This window comes from Novosphingobium pokkalii (assembly GCF_014652855.1).
Taxonomy (GTDB): domain Bacteria; phylum Pseudomonadota; class Alphaproteobacteria; order Sphingomonadales; family Sphingomonadaceae; genus Novosphingobium; species Novosphingobium pokkalii.
Genome location: NZ_BMZP01000001.1, coordinates 197,061 through 211,524, shown reverse-complemented (window position 1 = coordinate 211,524; position 14,464 = coordinate 197,061). Strand labels below are relative to the sequence as shown.

Sequence of the window (14,464 nt, the reverse complement as noted above, 5' to 3'; positions counted from 1 at the left end):
AAGGCGGTTCAGATGGTCTGGTCCGTGCCATAGAGTTTGGCTGCGCGGGTTTCGAAGGCGGCCACCATCTTGCGGAAGGCGCGATCGAGATACTGGCCGGCAAGCTTTTCGAACAAGGCGTTGCGAAAGCTGAAATCGACGCAGAAATCGATCACGCAGCCTTCGCCGTCCTCGGCCGGGCGGAACGCCCAGACGTTGGACAGGCTTTTCATCGGCCCGTCGAGATATTCCACTTCGATCCGGTCGGGTCGCACCTTGCGCACGCGAGAGGTGAACTTTTCGCGCAGCGCGTTGAAGCCGACCAGCATGTCGGCGACCATTTCGCTCTCGCTGTCCGACTTGATCCGCGTGGCCACCACCCAGGGCAGGAACTCCGGGTAGCGGCGCACGTCGGCGACCAGGTCAAACATCTGTTCCGGCGACCATTGCAGCCGCCGCTGTTCGGCAATGCGCGGCATTTCAGGCCCCGGTGCGGGCCGCCGCCCCACCCGCCCTGACTTTGGCCAACTGGGCCTCACGCGCGGCGCGCATCTGGGCAAAGTCCTCACCGGCGTGATAGCTCGACCGGGTCAGCGGGCTCGATGCCACCTGAAGGAAGCCCTTGGCGCGGGCGATCGCGCCATAGGCGTCGAAAGCCTTGGGCGTGACGAATTCCATCACCTTGGTGTGCTTGGGCGTGGGCTGGAGATACTGGCCCATGGTGAGGAAATCGATCTGTGCCGAGCGCATGTCGTCCATCACCTGGTGCACTTCCAGGCGCTCTTCACCCAGGCCCAGCATGATGCCCGACTTGGTGAAGATCATCGGGTTCAGCCGCTTGACCTGCTCCAGCAGGCGCAGCGAAGCGTAATAGCGCGCGCCGGGGCGGATCGTGGGATAGAGCCGGGGCACGGTTTCCAGGTTGTGGTTGTAGACGTCCGGCCCGGCCTCGACGATCGCGGCCACCGCGCTTTCCATCTTGTTGCGGAAATCAGGGGTGAGAATCTCGATCGTGGTCTGCGGCGTCTGCTCGCGCAGCGCCTTGATCACTTTCACGAACTGGCTGGCGCCACCATCGGGCAGGTCGTCGCGATCGACCGAGGTGATCACGATATGCTCCAGACCCATGCGCGCGGCCGCTTCGGCCACGTGGCCCGGTTCGGAAGCATCGACCTTGCGCGGCATGCCGGTCTTCACGTTGCAGAACGCGCAGGCGCGGGTGCACACGTCGCCCAGAATCATCACGGTGGCGTGCTTCTTGGTCCAGCATTCGCCGATGTTCGGGCACGCGGCCTCTTCGCACACCGTGTTGAGCTTCAAGTCGCGCATCAATTGGCGCGTCTCGCCATAGCCCTTGCTGGTGGGCGCCTTCACGCGAATCCAGTCAGGCTTGCGTTGGCGCTGGGGCTGGACGGGCTCAAGGTTCGTGGCAGTGTCGGTCATGCCTGCGCAGATAGGCGCATCTTGGGGCACTTGAAAGTGGCAATCGAACACGGCATGCCCTTTGGCCATGGCACAAGCGACATCCCCCGAGCTGGAACAGCTCATCGCCGGCTACCGCCGTTTCCGTGACAGCGGGTGGACCCCGCATCGTGAGCGTTGGGAACGCCTGCGCGAAGGGCAGGAACCCAAGGTGATGATCATCGCCTGCTCCGACAGCCGCGTGGACCCGGCCCAGGTGTTCGACACCGATCCGGGCGAAATGTTCGTGGTCCGCAACGTCGCGGCGATGGTCCCCCCGTTCGAGACCACGCCTGGCCACCACGGCGTCTCCGCCGCGCTGGAATTCGCCATTCAGGTGCTCAAGGTGAAGGAAGTGGTGGTGATGGGCCATGGCATGTGCGGCGGCTGCCGTGCGGCCCTGACCCAGGAAATGGCCGGCGCGGCGCGCGGGTCGGGCGGCTTCGTCGCCGACTGGATCTCGCTGCTCGATGAAGCGCGCAAGCCGGTGGTGGAAGAACACGGCACCAGCGGCCGCGCTGCCGAGCGCGCGATGGAACTGGCCGGCGTGAAGGCCAGCATCGCCAATCTGCGCACGTTCCCCTGGGTTCAGGAAAAGGAACAGGCTGGCGAATTGACCCTGCGCGGCGCGTTCTTCGCCATTTCGGATGGCGTGCTGCACCTGCTGGACGAGGAAACCGGCACGTTCGCCCCTGCCGTCTGATTTTCTTTCACACAGTCACGACAAAGAGAAAGGGCGGCCCCGCAAGGAGCCGCCCTTCTTCGTTACCGGTGTTCCAGGCGCTTACTTGGCGCCCTTGGTCACCACGTACTGGGTCCAGAGCTGTGCGAGCGGGGCGCGCACCCCGCTGGTGATCGTGGCGAACGCCGCCTTGGCTTCATCGTACTTGCCCTGGTCGGCCAGCGCGATGCCCAGGCGGGTTTCGATGCGATCCTTGTCCGCCTGCGCGGGAATGCCCTTGCTCAGCGCGGCCTTGTAGAGCGTTTCGGCCTTGGCCGCTTCGCCATACGAGAGATAGGCGTCGGCGGTGATCGCCGAGAGCTTGCCGTCGGCAGCCTTGGCCGCGTCGCGTTCCAGCGCGCCGAGCGAGGCCTTGTCGCCAGCGGCGATACGGGCCTTGGCCTGGCTCAGGGCGTCGGACACGAACGGATCGGACGGGCTGAGTGCACCCGAAGCGATGCCCTGTTCGGTGATCTTCTGCACTTCGCCGGGCAGGCGACGCGGGTCGGCCGCCTGGATATATTCCACGAATTCGCGGCCGGTGTACTGCTTGTCCACGCCCAGCGCGCCGGTGCGTTCGAACAGGCGGCCAAGGTCGACCGACTCTTCCTTGCCGAACTGGCTGAATTCGCGGGTAAGCTGGCCAGCGCCCAGCCAGTTGATCGGCGTGGGATCGGCTGCAACCGAGAGCAGGCCCCATTCGATCGCCTGCGGGCCGAGCTTGGCGTTGTAGGCAATGACCTGGCCACGCTTGTACCAGCTCACCGGCACGGTGCCATTGGCAGCCTTGCGCGCGGCCACGGCCGCCTTCAGCGCGTCGAGCGCCTGGGCGGGCTGGCTCTGCTGGACATAGGAGTCGGCCAGCAGTTCGGCGGCATTGTCTTCGCTGTAGTTGGCATCGACAGCTGCGCGGAGCGCCTTGGTGGCGGTGGCATAGTCCTTGTTCTGGTACGCGGTGGCGCCCAGGAAGTACTGCACCATCGGCATCTTGTCGGCGCCGAGCTGGCCGCTGTCGGCCATGTTCTGCAAGCCCTTCTGCTGAAGCGCGCCATCGCCCATCGCGCCGCCCAGGATCTGCTGCCATTGGCCCAGGATCAGGCGATCAAGCGGAGTCTTGGCCGCGGTTTCCACCGGCCCGATCTCGCCAGCCAGCTTCTGCGCGCCGGCCTTGTAATCGGCATCGGCGGCCTTGCCCTTGGTGGCCTGCCAGTCGTTGAACGACTTCTGGAACGGTGCGGCGGCCGCCGCGAATTCCTTGGAGTTGCCGCCGCCTTCTTCCTTCTTGGCTTCCTTGGCGATCGCGGGGGCGACCATGGCACCGAAACCAAGCCCGGAAGCCAGCGCAACGGCCATTGCCGCGCGCGCCATCGTGCCCTTACCCGAATTCCACAAAGAACCGCGCATCTTGTATCTCCTGTTCGACCCCGACGGTGCCGGTGTGTTTGTTGGATTCACCTGGCCCCGCCGCTTACCCTGGTCGGCCCTGCGCTAGTGGCGCGGATTGGCGCCCTTGGCAACTCTGCGCTTGCTAGGTGGCGCGGCGTGAACGCGGATTGAATGGCATTTCGTCTTGCCATTCAGGCAACCCGTCGCATGTGTGGAAAAGTGTCCTTTCGATAGCTCGGAAACGGCATGGTTTGCTGGCCTTTTGCGCGCAAGGCGCCTAGGGCAATCTCTTTCCAGACAACGAAACGACAAAGCCACCATCGTGAGCGACGACACCCCGAACCTCGATCCCACCCCCGGCGCGCCGGAACACGAATTCCAGCGGATCGACATCGTCGACGAAATGAAGACCAGCTACCTCGATTACGCGATGAGCGTGATCGTGGCGCGCGCGCTTCCCGACGTGCGCGACGGGTTGAAGCCGGTCCACCGTCGCATCCTGTGGACCAGCCACGAAAACGGCTTCACCTCGGGCAAGGCCTATCGCAAGTCGGCCCGTATCGTCGGCGACACCATGGGCAAGTATCACCCCCATGGTGACGCGGCGATCTATGATGCGCTGGCGCGCATGACCCAGGACTGGTCGATGCGACTGCCGCTGATCGACGGGCAGGGCAACTTCGGCTCGATGGACCCCGATCCGCCGGCCTCGATGCGCTATACCGAAGCGCGCCTGGCCAAGGTTGCGGATTCTCTGCTGGCCGATATCGACAAGGATACGGTCGACTTCCAGCCGAACTATGACGGTGCGGAGCACGAGCCGCAGGTTCTGCCCGCGCGCTTCCCCAACCTGCTGGTCAATGGCGCGGGCGGCATCGCCGTGGGCATGGCCACCAACATTCCGCCGCACAACCTGGGCGAAGTGATCGACGGCTGCCTGGCCTATATGGACAACCCGCTGATCACGATCGACGAGCTGATCCAGATCATTCCCGGCCCGGATTTCCCCACCGCGCCGCTGATCCTGGGCGCGGCCGGCGCGCGCAAGGCCTATACCGAAGGGCGCGGCTCGATCATGATGCGCTGCCGCCACGAAGTGGAGGAAGGGCGCGGTCGCGACGCCAACCGGCGCTCGATCGTGCTGACCTCGATCCCCTATCAGGTGGGCAAGTCCAACCTGGTCGAAAAGATCGCCGAGGCGGCCAAGGACAAGCGGATCGAGGGCATTTCCGACATCCGCGACGAATCCAACCGTGAAGGCGTGCGCGTGGTCGTGGACCTCAAGCGCGATGCCTCGCCGGAAGTCGTGCTCAACCAGTTGTGGCGCAACACCCCGGCGCAGTCGAATTTCCCGGCCAACATGCTCGCCATCCGTGGCGGCCGCCCGGAAATCCTCACGCTCAAGGACATCATCGAAAGCTTCGTGCGCTTCCGCGAGGAAGTGATCACGCGGCGCACCAAGTTCGAGCTAAACAAGGCGCGCGATCGCGCCCATGTCCTGCTCGGCCTGGTCGTGGCCGTCACCAATCTCGATGAAGTGGTGAAGATCATCCGTGGCTCGGCCAATCCGGCCCTGGCGCGCGAGGCGCTGCTGGCGCGCGAATGGCCGATGGGCGAGATCGCGCCCTATATCCGCCTGGTCGAAGCAATCGAGGACGATGCGCTGGCCGGCGAAGGCACCTATCGCCTTTCGGAAATCCAGGTGCGCGCGATCCTCGACCTGCGCCTCCACCGCCTGACCGCGCTGGGCCGGGACGAGATCGGCGAGGAGCTGGAAAAGCTCGCCACCGCGATCAAGGAATACCTCGCGATCCTGGCCGACCGCCAGAAGCTCTTCGCCGTGATGCGGCAGGAGCTGGAAGAGGTGAAGGCCGCCTATGCCACGCCGCGCCTGTCGCAGATCATGCCGGCGGCCGATGGCATCGACGATGAAGACCTGATCGAGCGCGAGGACATGGTCGTCACCGTCACGCTCGACGGCTATATCAAGCGCACCCCGCTTTCCACTTTCCGCGCCCAGGCGCGGGGCGGCAAGGGCCGCTCCGGCATGGCGACCAAGGAAGAGGATGCCGTCGCCACGATGTTCGTGGCCAGCACCCACACACCAGTGCTATTCTTCTCCACCGCCGGCAAGGTCTATCGCCTGAAAGTGTGGCGCCTGCCCGAAGGGGGCGCCGCCACGCGCGGCCGTCCGGTCGTCAACCTGCTGCCCGCGCTCGACCAGGGCGAGACCATCGCCGCCGTGCTGCCCTTGCCGGAAGACGAGGCGGAGTGGGGCAAGCTCAACGTCATGTTCGCCACGGCCAAGGGCAATGTGCGCCGCAACGCCATGGATTCGTTCGCCAACATCCCGTCGAACGGGAAATACGCGATGAAGTTCGACGAAGACGCCAGCGATCGCCTGATCGGCGTGGCGCTCTTGTCCGAAGGCGACGACGTGCTGCTCGCCAGCCGCGCCGGCAAGGCGATCCGCTTCCCGGCCGACGATGTGCGCGAATTCCAGAGCCGCACCTCCACCGGTGTGCGCGGCATGGCGCTCAAGGACGGGGACGAGGTGATCTCGCTTTCGATCCTGCATCGCGCCGGGGTGAAGGACCAGGACGAGCGCGAGGATTACCTGCGCTTTGCCCCGTGGAAGGCGGAGAAGGAAGGCGAGCCGCAGATGACCGCCGAACGCTACCAGGAACTGGTGGCCAGGGAGCAGTTCATCCTCACGGTCTGCGCCAATGGCTATGGCAAGCTGTCGTCGGCCTATGAATACCGCCGCACCGGGCGCGGGGGCCAGGGCATCACCAATATCGACAACATCGGCCGCAACGGGCCGGTGGTGGCGAGCTTCCCGGCGACCCAGGCCGACCAGCTCATGCTGGTGACCGACCAGGCCAAGCTGATCCGCCTGCCGCTCTCGTCGCTGCGGGTGATCGGTCGCGGTTCGGCGGGTGTGCGCCTGTTCAACGTGTCGGGCGACGAGCACGTGGTCGGCGCGGTGCGCCTGGCCGAACAGGACGCCGAAGACGGCGATCCGGAAACCGGCGCTTTCGAAGCAGGTGACGTTGCCGATGCGGCAGAAGGCGCGAGCGAGGAATGAGCGCGCATCCGACCATCGCCTACAAGGTCTTGACTGCCGGGCAACGCGCCGAGCTGGAAACCGGCACGTTCGCCGGGGCGCCGATCGACCTGGCCGACGGCTACATCCACATGTCCACTGCCGACCAGGTGACGGAGACGGTGAACAAGCACTTTGCCGGGCAGGATGACCTGCACGTCGCGGCTATCGACCTGACCCGGTTCACCGACACCTTGAAGTGGGAAGAGTCGCGGGGCGGCGCGCTGTTCCCCCATCTCTACGCGCCGCTGCCCCTGTCGGCCGTGGTGGCGATGGAGCCATTGCGCCGTCTTGCCGATGGCAGCGTGGCGCTTCCCCCGACGCGGTAAGCCGGCATGACTCATCAGATCCACATCATCGGCGGCGGCATGGCCGGCAGCGAGGCGGCCTGGCAGCTGGCCCGGCGCGGCTTTCGCGTGCGCTTGTCGGAAATGCGCGGCAGCGGCGAAACCACCGCCGCGCACCAGGGCGATGGCCTGGCCGAGCTGGTCTGCTCCAACTCGTTCCGCTCCGATGACGACGAGAAAAACGCGGTCGGCCTGCTCCACCACGAGATGCGCCGCTGCGACAGCCTGATCATGGCCGCCGCCGACAAGGCGCGCGTTCCGGCAGGCTCTGCCCTGGCGGTGGACCGCGACGTGTTTTCCGCCGCTGTGGAAGCGGCGCTGCGCGAACTGCCCAACCTGGAACTGGTGCGCGAGCGGGTAGACACGCTGCCCGCCGAGGGCATGGTGATTGTCGCCACCGGGCCGCTCACCGCCGCCTCGCTGGCCAGCAGCATCGGCACGGCCACCGGCGCGGAAAGCCTGGCGTTCTTCGATGCCATTGCCCCGATCGTCTATCGCGATTCGATCGACATGGACGTGTGCTGGATGGCCAGCCGGTGGGACAAGGCCGCCGGCCCGGAAAGCACCGGCAAGGATTACATCAACTGCCCGATGAACAAGGAGCAGTACCAGGCGTTCCGCCAGGGGCTGCTCGACGGTGAAAAGACCGTGTTCAAGGAATGGGAGGCCAACACCCCCTATTTCGATGGCTGCATGCCGATCGAGGTGATGGCCGAGCGTGGCGAAGACACCTTGCGCTTTGGCCCGATGAAGCCGGTTGGGCTGGACGACCCGCGCACCGGGCGCTGGCCCTATGCCGTGGTGCAACTGCGCCAGGACAACAAGCTGGGCACCTTGTGGAACATGGTCGGCTTCCAGACCAAGCTCAAGCATGCCGAGCAGGTGCGGCTGTTCCGCACCATTCCCGGCCTGGAAAATGCCGAGTTCGCGCGCCTTGGCGGGCTGCACCGCAACACCTTCATCCATTCGCCCACGCTGCTGGACCGGCAGTTGCGCCTGAAATCGGCGCCGCACATCCGCTTTGCCGGGCAGATCACCGGCTGCGAAGGCTATGTCGAAAGCGCCTCTGTCGGCATGCTCGCGGGCCTGATGGCCGCCACCGAACTGGCTGGGCGGGCATGGACGCCGCCGCCCACCACCACCGCGCTGGGCGCCTTGCTGGGCCACATCACCGGCGATGCCGAGGCCGATACCTATCAGCCGATGAACGTGAACTTCGGCCTGTTTCCGCCGGTCGATCCCGCGATCAAGAAGAAGGTGCGCAAGGAAGCCTATACCACACGCGCCAAGGCGGACATTGCCCCCTGGGTGGCCAGCCTGGCCTGACGATTGCGCCGGGGGGTGGCGGGCCGGTGCCCACGCCCCGGCGCGATCGGCTTACTCGCTGACCGGCAGCAGCAGTTCCAGCGCGCAGAGCGTTGCCTGGTGGCGCACCGCGCTGCGCGTGCGGCATTGGTCGAACAGGCGCGTTTCGGCCATGATGTCTTCCGGGTTCTGGCCGCGATGGGCGCGGGCGAACACCACGGTGCCGACCGGCTTCTGCTCCGATCCGCCGTCCGGCCCGGCAATGCCGGTGATCGCCACGGCCACGTCGGCGCGCGAATGGGCCAGCGCGCCTTGCGCCATCGACCAGGCCGTGGCCACCGAAACCGCGCCCACCGCGTCGATCACATCCATCGAAACACCCAGCAACTCGTGCTTGGCCTCGTTGGAATAAGTCACGAAACCGCGATCGAGCACGCTCGAACTGCCCGCGATCTCGGTCAGGGCGGCCGCGACCATGCCGCCGGTGCAGCTTTCCGCCAGGGCGACCGTGCGGCCGAGCTTGCGGTTCTCATCGATCACGCGCTGGGCCAGCGCCACGATGTCACGCGGGAGAATGGAATCGGTTTCGGGGGGCATGATGGACGTGCTTTCGGTTTACAGAGTGTCCGGGCAGAGCGGCAGCCCGGATTTGCGAGGCTGCGCGCCCGGCTTGCGCGATAGCGTTTCCACCATGCGGATGATCAGGGTGAACAGGCCGGCGGTGTTTTCCGGCGGCAGCGGCGCCAGCAGGCGCGTCATCTGCTCCAGCGGTCCACAGGTTTCGGGCTTGAGCCCTTCGGTCACGATCTGGCCCAGCATGCCGTCGGCAAAGGGCTGTAGCGCCTTGTCGGGCAGGCGGGCCATCTGCGCGATGGTCGGATCCTTGTCGGTCTGCGCCAGCTTGAGCAGCGCGGCCTTGGCACGGGGCCAGGCAGCCGGCTTGGCCTGCGCATAGCGCTGCACCAGGCCCTGGCCCTCGCGCGCGAAAAAGCCCTGCGGCGCCAGATGCGGCGCGCAAAAGGTCATGGCGCTGTCCATCACCGCCGGCAGGGCATAAGTCACCATCGCGTTGACCTCGGCGCTTTCCAGGCACGCGGGCGGCGTGGCGGCCTGCGCCGCCTGAGCGGAAAGCAAGGCGCCGAGCGCGAGCGTGGCAGCAGTGGCGCGGATCATTGCGGCACCACCGTGGCCACGGCCTGGGCGGCAATGCCTTCGCCGCGCCCGGTCGTGCCGAGGCGCTCGGTCGTTGTTGCTTTCACGCTCACACACTCCAGGGGCAGGTGCAGGATTTCGGCCAGGCGCGCGCGCATCGCGGCCTTGTGCGGCCCGATCTTGGGCGCTTCGCAGATGATCGTCACGTCGACATGGGCAATCGCGTGGCCGCTCTGCGTCACCAGCTTGGCGGCATGGGCCAGGAAGCGATCGGACGAGGCGCCTTTCCACTGCGGATCGGAGGGCGAGAAATGATCACCGATATCGCCGGCGGCAATCGCACCAAGCAGCGCGTCGACCAGCGCATGGATCGCCACGTCGGCATCGCTGTGCCCGGCCAGGCCCTTGCTGTGGTCGATCTTCACGCCGCACAGCCACAGCTCCTCTCCGGCCACCAGGCGGTGCACGTCAAACCCCATGCCGGTGCGAGGAAAGGTCGAAACAGGCATCGCGGCAGTCTCCAGATCGCTGGCAAAGGTCACCTTGCGCAAGGCCTCGTCGCCCGGCACCAGCGTCACGGGCAGGCCCGCTGCTTCGGCCACCTGGGCATCGTCACCCGCTTCGGCGCCGCCGGTCCAGCCCCTGTGGGCAGCAAGAATGGCGGCATAGTCAAAGGCCTGCGGGGTCTGCACGCGATAGAGACCGTCGCGCTCCACCGCGGCCCGGCGCAGGCCATCGCTGCCGCGCACCACGCTGTCCACCACCGGCAGCACCGGGATCGCGCCCGGCGCGGTTTCCAGCGCAGCCACCAGTCCCTCGATCACCGCGCGCGGCAGGATCGGGCGGGCGGCATCGTGAATCAGCACGTGCGCGGGGGCATCCTCGGCCAGTGCTTCCAGCGCCAGCGCTACCGATTCCCGCCGCGTCGCCCCGCCATGCACAAAGACGATGCCCGGCAGTTCCTGCAAGGCCGCCGCCGCCACCGTTTCCCAGCCTTGCGGAATGGCCACGACGATGGGTGCGATACCGGCGGAAATCAGCGATTCCACGCTATGGCGCACCAGCGGCTTGCCATGCCACAAGGCAAATTGCTTGGGCACCGTGCCGCCTGCGCGCAGGCCCTTGCCAGCGGCCACCACGATGGCGGCGACCGGAGTGTTGGCCGGAGGCTGGGCAGGATCGCAGGAAAGGGGAAGGGTGGGGGTCATTCGGGGTGCGCCTCTACCAGCAGGGCACGGGGAAGCCAAGCGGCGCCTTTTGGCAGGGCGACGGGCGGCTTGCTCCACCCGCGCGTTTGGACTAAGGGCTGCCTGTTTTTTAGGCAGTTTCACGCGATCATGACCCAGGTTCCCGTTCCCCCCGTTCTCGCCCCGCTCGACGTCGGCCCCGTGCGCATCGGCTGCCCGGTGGTTCTGGCGCCGATGACCGGCGTGTCCGATCTGCCGTTCCGCCTGATGGTACGGCGCTTTGGTTCGGGCCTCAACGTGACCGAGATGATCGCCAGCCCGGCCGCGATCCGCGAAACGCGCCAGTCGATCCAGAAGTGGGCCTGGCACCCCACCGAAGAGCCGGTGTCGATGCAGCTTGTCGGCTGCGACCCCGAACAGATGGGTGAAGCGGCCAAGCTTTCGGAAGATCGCGGCGCCGCAATCATCGACATCAACATGGGCTGCCCGGTGCGCAAGGTGGTCAACGGCTACGCCGGCTCGGCCCTGATGCGCGAAGTGCCGCTGGCCGCCCGCCTGATCGAAGCGACGGTCAAGGCGGTCAAGGTGCCGGTCACGGTCAAGATGCGCATGGGCTGGTGCCATGACAGTCTCAACGCCCCCGAACTGGCGCGGATCGCCCAGGATATCGGCGCGCAGATGATCACCGTGCACGGCCGCACCCGCAACCAGATGTACAAGGGCAGCGCCGACTGGGCGTTCGTCCGCAAGGTCAAGGATGCTGTCTCCATCCCCGTGATCGTCAACGGCGATATCTGCGGGATCGAGGACGTGGCCCAGGCCGTGGCGCAAAGCGGCGCCGATGGCGTGATGATTGGGCGCGGCGCGTATGGCCGGCCCTGGCTGCTGGGGCAGGTGATGCACTGGCTGCAAACTGGCGAGGTCCGCCCCGATCCCACGATCGAGGAGCAGTACCGCCTGATCGTGGAGCACTATCACGCCATGCTCGAACACTATGGGCCGGTTACCGGCGTCAACATGGCGCGCAAGCATCTGGGTTGGTACACCAAGGGCCTGCCCGGTTCGGCCGAATTCCGCAACCGCGTCAACTTCATCGACGATGCCGCCACGGTGCTCGACAATCTCGAAGCGTTCTACGCACCGCTGCACCACCGCGAAGCGGCATGACCCAAGGGCTGGACCGCGCCCGCGCCGAGCATCTGGTGCGGCCCGATCCCAAGCGCATGATTGCCAGCTTTCCGCTGGCGGTGCTGCTGCTGGCGCCCGACATGACCATTTCTGCCGTCAATCCGGCGGCCGAGCAATTGCTCGGCCAGGGTGCCCGGCGCCTGGTCGGCAAGACGCTGACCGATGTGCTCGCCTTTGAAGAGCCCTTGATCATGAGCCGCCTGGCCGATGCCGAAACGCATCTGGTGGCGCGGCGCGTGCGCGTGGCGCTGCCGGGCCGCAATGCCCGCGCGCTCGATGTGATGACTGCGCCGGTGCAGCATCATCCGGGCTGGCAGATGCTGGTGCTGCACGAAATGAGCGGGGTCGAGGGGCTCAGCGACGATGTGCCCGGCGCCGGGGCGGGCGAAACCGGCGCCCTGCGCGCGCCCGAAGTGCTGGCGCACGAGATCAAGAATCCGCTCGCCGGCATTCGCGGCGCCGCGCAACTGCTCGATCGCAAGCTGGGTGAGGCGGACCGCGCGCTCACCGGCCTGATCACGGCGGAAGTGGATCGCATTGCCAAGCTGATCGATCACATGCAGTCGCTCTCCCGCCGCATTCGCGAGCCGGCCTTGCCCTGCAACCTGCACGAGGCGGTGCGCCGCGCCCAGGCGGTGATCGCCGCCAGCGATCCGGGCGGGGTCATGGTGCGGGAGGAATTCGATCCCTCGCTGCCGCCGGTCACCGCCAATCCCGACGCGCTGGTTCAAGTGCTGCTCAACCTGATGACCAACGCGCGCGAGGCCTGCGAAGGGCAGGGCGACCGCCGCATCGTGGTGCGCACCCGCTTCGCCAGCGGTATCCAGGTCCATTCGCGCGCGGGCAAGCCGCTGCGTCTGCCGATCGAAGTGCGGGTCAGTGATAATGGCCCTGGCATCGATCCCGCCTTGCGCGACCACATTTTTGAACCGTTCGTCACCGCCAAGAAGAACGGGCAGGGGCTGGGCCTGGCATTGGTGCAGAAACTGGTGCGCGAAATGAACGGGCGCATCACCCACGATCGCGACGAGGCCGGGGGCTGGACGCATTTCCGCCTGCACCTGCCCGTGGCGGGCACGGTCCAGAACGATTGACGCCATGAAAGACTCCATTCTCCTCGTCGAGGACGATTCCTCGATCGCCATCGTCATCACAGCCGCGCTGGAGGCCGAAGGTTTCCACGTCGATCGTTGTGACAGCATCGCCGGGCGCGATTGCCTGCTGGCGTCCAAGGCCTATGGCCTGATGCTCACCGACGTGATGCTGACCGACGGCGATGGCATCGAGACTCTGCCGCCCGTGCGCGCGGCCTTTCCGCGCATGCAGGTGATCATCCTTTCGGCGCAGAACACGCTCGATACCGCCGTGCGGGCCAGCGACACCGGCGCTTTCGAATATTTCCCCAAGCCGTTCGATCTGGAAGAACTGGTGCGCACCGTGCGCCAGGCCGTGGGCAGCAGCGAAGGCAGCGACTTGCCCGACGCTGCCGAAGACCTGGGGCAGGGCCTGCCACTGGTTGGCCGCAGCCCGGCGATGCAGGCGGTCTACCGCATGATCACGCGCGTGTTGCGCAACGATCTGACCGTGCTGATCCTGGGCGAATCCGGCACCGGCAAGGAACTGGTGGCCGAAGCGATCCACCAGCTCGGCAACCGGCGCGAGGGTCCGTTCGTGGCGGTCAACACCGCCGCCATCCCGCACGAGCTGATCGAAAGCGAGCTGTTCGGCCACGAGAAAGGCGCTTTCACCGGCGCCGTGGCGCGCCAGATCGGCAAGTTCGAACAGGCCGCGCGCGGCACCCTGTTTCTCGACGAAATCGGCGACATGCCGCTCGAGGCGCAAACCCGCCTGCTGCGCGCGCTGCAATCAGGGCGTATCCGCCGCGTCGGCGGGACCGAGGAAATCGCGCTCGATTGCCGGATCATCGCGGCCACCAACCGCGATCTGGTGCCGATGATCGCCGCCGGTACGTTCCGCGAAGACCTCTATTACCGCCTCGCCGTGGTGCCGATCGAACTGCCGCCGCTGCGCGACCGGGCCGACGACGTGGAAGCGCTCTCGCGCCACTTCCTCGCCCGCGCCGCCACCGAGGGGCTTCCGCGCCGCCAGTTGTCGGCTTCCGGCGCGGCGCTGCTCGCGCGCCAGCCCTGGCGCGGCAACGTGCGCGAATTGCGCAATTTCATCTTCCGCCTGGCCCTGCTCGCGCGCGACGACGTGATCGACGAGGCCACGATCGAGCCGCTGCTGGCCGGCGACGGCGCCGGGCAGCGCCCCAGCGAAAGCGATGTCGGTGCAGCAGCGCCCATGCCGGCGGACTTCGCCTCTGCGCTTGAGGCGTTCCTGGCGCAGGCGCGGCCCGAGCCGGGCACGCTCTATGACGCTGCCCTGGCGGCGTTCGAGCGACCGCTGTTCCTCCATGCCCTGGCCCAGACCGGGGGCAACCAGCTTCGCGCCGCGCAAGTGCTGGGCATCAACCGCAACACCTTGCGCAAGCGCCTGGTCGAACTGGGCATCGCGCCAGAGGATGCGCTGGGTGCGCGCTAGCGGCTGCGGGGCGGCGAAAGCGTGCCCCGGTTTGTCATAAAAGCACTTGCAATTCTGCAACAGCGGCGTTGTAAAGGTGCCACGATGG

General features: G+C 66.6%; 13 protein-coding genes. 7 read left to right on the top strand and 6 right to left on the bottom strand.

Annotation, left to right across the window (positions count from 1 at the left end):
• Window positions 1-8 precede the first annotated feature (8 nt).
• Window positions 9-458 carry a type II toxin-antitoxin system RatA family toxin gene (locus IE191_RS00980; protein ID WP_191322472.1) on the bottom strand — a complete coding sequence of 150 codons (450 nt, stop codon included), beginning with the start codon at window positions 456-458 and terminating at the stop codon, window positions 9-11.
• A gap of 1 nt (window position 459) precedes the next feature.
• Window positions 460-1,422 carry a lipoyl synthase gene (lipA, locus tag IE191_RS00975; RefSeq protein WP_191322471.1) on the bottom strand — a complete coding sequence of 321 codons (963 nt, stop codon included), beginning with the start codon at window positions 1,420-1,422 and terminating at the stop codon, window positions 460-462.
• A 67-nt stretch (window positions 1,423-1,489) separates the two neighbouring features.
• Here lipA and IE191_RS00970 point away from each other — a divergent pair, with 67 nt between their 5' ends.
• On the top strand, window positions 1,490-2,143 hold the full coding sequence (locus tag IE191_RS00970; protein WP_191322470.1) for a carbonic anhydrase: 654 nt from the start codon (window positions 1,490-1,492) through the stop codon (window positions 2,141-2,143).
• Window positions 2,144-2,224: 81 nt separating this feature from the next.
• Here the strand turns inward: IE191_RS00970 and IE191_RS00965 are convergent, their stop codons facing one another.
• Window positions 2,225-3,565 carry a hypothetical protein gene (locus IE191_RS00965; protein ID WP_191322469.1) on the bottom strand — a complete coding sequence of 447 codons (1,341 nt, stop codon included), beginning with the start codon at window positions 3,563-3,565 and terminating at the stop codon, window positions 2,225-2,227.
• Window positions 3,566-3,869: 304 nt separating this feature from the next.
• Here IE191_RS00965 and gyrA point away from each other — a divergent pair, with 304 nt between their 5' ends.
• Genes gyrA through trmFO form a run of 3 tightly spaced genes read left to right on the top strand, consistent with a single transcriptional unit; the run spans window position 3,870 to window position 8,326 of the window.
• A complete protein-coding gene (gene gyrA / locus IE191_RS00960) occupies window positions 3,870-6,635 on the top strand; it encodes a DNA gyrase subunit A (RefSeq protein WP_191322468.1) in 2,766 nt (921 codons plus the stop codon).
• Window positions 6,632-6,982: a DUF952 domain-containing protein gene (locus tag IE191_RS00955; RefSeq protein ID WP_191322467.1), complete on the top strand. Its 351-nt coding sequence runs from the start codon at window positions 6,632-6,634 to the stop codon at window positions 6,980-6,982. Before gyrA ends, IE191_RS00955 begins: the two co-directional genes overlap by 4 nt.
• A 6-nt stretch (window positions 6,983-6,988) precedes the next feature.
• Window positions 6,989-8,326: a methylenetetrahydrofolate--tRNA-(uracil(54)-C(5))-methyltransferase (FADH(2)-oxidizing) TrmFO gene (trmFO, locus tag IE191_RS00950; protein WP_191322466.1), complete on the top strand. Its 1,338-nt coding sequence runs from the start codon at window positions 6,989-6,991 to the stop codon at window positions 8,324-8,326.
• A 51-nt stretch (window positions 8,327-8,377) separates the two neighbouring features.
• On the opposite strand, the gene IE191_RS00945 is transcribed toward trmFO, so the two are convergent.
• From IE191_RS00945 to IE191_RS00935, 3 genes are read right to left on the bottom strand one after another with little or no spacing between them, the layout of a single operon-like run.
• On the bottom strand, window positions 8,378-8,902 hold the full coding sequence (locus IE191_RS00945; protein ID WP_191322465.1) for a CinA family protein: 525 nt from the start codon (window positions 8,900-8,902) through the stop codon (window positions 8,378-8,380).
• A gap of 18 nt (window positions 8,903-8,920) precedes the next feature.
• Window positions 8,921-9,478, bottom strand: a complete 558-nt coding sequence (locus IE191_RS00940; protein WP_191322464.1) for a hypothetical protein — start codon at window positions 9,476-9,478, stop codon at window positions 8,921-8,923.
• Window positions 9,475-10,665: a bifunctional 2-C-methyl-D-erythritol 4-phosphate cytidylyltransferase/2-C-methyl-D-erythritol 2,4-cyclodiphosphate synthase gene (locus tag IE191_RS00935; protein WP_191322463.1), complete on the bottom strand. Its 1,191-nt coding sequence runs from the start codon at window positions 10,663-10,665 to the stop codon at window positions 9,475-9,477. Before IE191_RS00935 ends, IE191_RS00940 begins: the two co-directional genes overlap by 4 nt.
• Before the next feature lie 129 nt (window positions 10,666-10,794).
• Between IE191_RS00935 and dusB the strand changes: the two genes are divergently transcribed.
• Genes dusB through IE191_RS00920 form a run of 3 tightly spaced genes read left to right on the top strand, consistent with a single transcriptional unit; the run spans window position 10,795 to window position 14,376 of the window.
• The gene (dusB, locus tag IE191_RS00930; RefSeq protein WP_191322462.1) at window positions 10,795-11,811 is read left to right on the top strand and encodes a tRNA dihydrouridine synthase DusB; all 1,017 of its coding nucleotides are present in this window, start codon (window positions 10,795-10,797) and stop codon (window positions 11,809-11,811) included.
• Window positions 11,808-12,926 (top strand): two-component system sensor histidine kinase NtrB, encoded by a 1,119-nt coding sequence (locus tag IE191_RS00925; RefSeq protein WP_229815009.1) that lies wholly within the window; start codon window positions 11,808-11,810, stop codon window positions 12,924-12,926. Before dusB ends, IE191_RS00925 begins: the two co-directional genes overlap by 4 nt.
• 4 nt (window positions 12,927-12,930) lie before the next feature.
• Window positions 12,931-14,376 (top strand): sigma-54-dependent transcriptional regulator, encoded by a 1,446-nt coding sequence (locus IE191_RS00920; RefSeq protein WP_191322461.1) that lies wholly within the window; start codon window positions 12,931-12,933, stop codon window positions 14,374-14,376.
• Window positions 14,377-14,464 lie beyond the last annotated feature (88 nt).

Excerpts from the sequence above, each read along its gene's own strand:
- IE191_RS00940 (WP_191322464.1), bottom strand. The coding sequence starts at position 9,478 with ATGATCCGCGCCACTGCTGCCACGCTCGCGCTCGGCGCCTTGCTTTCC.
- IE191_RS00945 (WP_191322465.1), bottom strand. The coding sequence starts at position 8,902 with ATGCCCCCCGAAACCGATTCCATTCTCCCGCGTGACATCGTGGCGCTG.
- IE191_RS00970 (WP_191322470.1), top strand. The coding sequence starts at position 1,490 with ATGGCACAAGCGACATCCCCCGAGCTGGAACAGCTCATCGCCGGCTAC.
- IE191_RS00980 (WP_191322472.1), bottom strand. The coding sequence starts at position 458 with ATGCCGCGCATTGCCGAACAGCGGCGGCTGCAATGGTCGCCGGAACAG.
- IE191_RS00965 (WP_191322469.1), bottom strand. The coding sequence starts at position 3,565 with ATGCGCGGTTCTTTGTGGAATTCGGGTAAGGGCACGATGGCGCGCGCG.
- IE191_RS00935 (WP_191322463.1), bottom strand. The coding sequence starts at position 10,665 with ATGACCCCCACCCTTCCCCTTTCCTGCGATCCTGCCCAGCCTCCGGCC.
- lipA (WP_191322471.1), bottom strand. The coding sequence starts at position 1,422 with ATGACCGACACTGCCACGAACCTTGAGCCCGTCCAGCCCCAGCGCCAA.
- IE191_RS00955 (WP_191322467.1), top strand. The coding sequence starts at position 6,632 with ATGAGCGCGCATCCGACCATCGCCTACAAGGTCTTGACTGCCGGGCAA.
- IE191_RS00925 (WP_229815009.1), top strand. The coding sequence starts at position 11,808 with ATGACCCAAGGGCTGGACCGCGCCCGCGCCGAGCATCTGGTGCGGCCC.
- IE191_RS00920 (WP_191322461.1), top strand. The coding sequence starts at position 12,931 with ATGAAAGACTCCATTCTCCTCGTCGAGGACGATTCCTCGATCGCCATC.
- dusB (WP_191322462.1), top strand. The coding sequence starts at position 10,795 with ATGACCCAGGTTCCCGTTCCCCCCGTTCTCGCCCCGCTCGACGTCGGC.
- trmFO (WP_191322466.1), top strand. The coding sequence starts at position 6,989 with ATGACTCATCAGATCCACATCATCGGCGGCGGCATGGCCGGCAGCGAG.